2 protein-coding genes are annotated in these 1,626 nt (G+C 70.0%); both read left to right on the top strand.

Going from position 1 to position 1,626, the window contains the following annotated elements:
• The first annotated feature begins 164 nt into the window (after positions 1-164).
• Entirely contained in the window at positions 165-620 is a 456-nt protein-coding gene (locus P3T29_RS32555; protein ID WP_280720288.1) for a hypothetical protein, read from the top strand.
• Between the two features lie 63 nt (positions 621-683).
• Positions 684-1,523: a transposase family protein gene (locus P3T29_RS32550; RefSeq protein WP_280720287.1), complete on the top strand. Its 840-nt coding sequence runs from the start codon at positions 684-686 to the stop codon at positions 1,521-1,523.
• Positions 1,524-1,626: the final 103 nt, after the last annotated feature.

Here is a 1,626-nt window from a genome sequence, read left to right as displayed (position 1 = left end):
TGAGTGGTGTGCATCGTGAAGTGGCAGGTCACGGGCCTGGCGTGATTCCGTGGCCCGGTGCTCGTGCTGGTCACGCGCGGCAGTCTGCCGTGTAGATCGTCGGGCAGGGAGGTCTTCGTGGGTTCTGGCCCGTTCCAGCCCGCGATGCTCCTACGCTCCCGGGCATGGTGGACCCCGAGGTACTGGAACGGATCGCCGCGCGCCGCGCGGAATTGGACGAGCTGGAAGAACAGCTGGTCAAGCAGTTGGACGAGGTGAAGGCCGAGCGGGACGAACTCGCAGTCGCCGAGAGGGTCCTGACGCGGATGAGCGAGCGGACAGCTGGGGAACGGACTGCCGTCGCACCGGCGTCAGCGCAGGTCGGCGGGTGTGCGATGCTGCTGGTCCCGCACCGTGGCGGCAGCGTTGACGAGACCGCGCTGCCCGACGACTACCGCCGGATCCTGGCGATCGTGCGAGCCGCCGGCGGTCCGGTGCAGGTGCGGGCAGTGGGCGAAGAGCTGGGCCTTCAGGTGAAGGTGCGCGGGAAGCTGGAGCCGCTGCGGGCGAAACTGGTCAGGCTCGCGGACCGCGGCTGGCTGCACAAACGCGGCGACGGGAAGTTCACCGCACGGCTGTAGCCGTCCAGGTCCTGCGCGCCGTAGGGCGTAACCGGAGGGCCCCCGGCGGCAGTTGAGTTTGGTGTGAAGAAAAACAACGGTCTCGTCGAGGGCCCCGAAGGTCTTGTCTACACTGCCCGCCTGCCGCTGTCGAGTGTCACCTTGAACTGGCTCGCCGAGCTGATACGCGGCCACTGCAAGAAGATCGGATCGCGGTGGCGGGCCCTGTCGGCAGGGAGGATCGCCGGCATCGTGCTGGCGGTGCTGCGCTGTGACCAGCGGCCCGGCGACCTGGCCGGCGGGAACGGGGTGCACCGCACCACCGTGACCCGGTGGGTGCGCGAGGTCGTCGGCCTGCTGGCCGCCCGCGCCCCGCGCCTGGACCGCACGCTCAAGAAGATCGCCCGATCGGGTGGCGGGGTGGTCCTGCTGGACGGTTCTCTGATACGCACCCGCCGCCGCACCGGGACCGAGAACCGGAAGAACTACTCCGGCAAGCACAAATGCCACGGCCTGCTCGTGATCGCGCTCACCGATGACAAGGGCCGCCTGGTCTGGGTGAGCGCGGTCCGACCCGGACGCACCTCGGAGATCACCGCGTGCCGCCACGACAAACTGACCGCCCATCTGCGCGCGGCCGGCCTCGGCGCGATCGCCGACCTGGGCTTCGTCGGCCTCGACGACAGCGGCCCGGACGCCGACCCGACGGTGATCACCGGCTACAAGGCCGCCCGCAACCGGCCCCTGACCCGGGGGCAGAAGCTGTCCAACAAGGCGCTGGCCGCGGTCCGGGCCCCGGTCGAGCACGGCTTCGCGCACCTGAAGAACTGGCGCGTGCTCGGCAAGGTCCGCACCGACCCGAAGTGGGCGACCGCGCTGGTGCGGGCCCTGCTGGTCCTGACGAACCGGGAAGTCGCCCGCTGACCGACGATCTTCACCGAAGCCATCCGCCCGCAACCAGCGTGAGCACCCCGACGCCGACGCACACCAGGCCCGTGACCTGCCACTTCACGATGCACACCACTCA

The organism is Kitasatospora sp. MAP5-34 (assembly GCF_029894335.1).
Classification (GTDB): Bacteria; Actinomycetota; Actinomycetes; order Streptomycetales; family Streptomycetaceae; genus Kitasatospora.
The sequence above is the reverse complement of the archived record's forward strand: the minus strand, read 5'-3'. Positions and strand labels throughout refer to the sequence as shown.

Coding starts and splice junctions, on each gene's coding strand:
- P3T29_RS32555 (WP_280720288.1), top strand. CDS start 165: ATGGTGGACCCCGAGGTACTGGAACGGATCGCCGCGCGCCGCGCGGAA.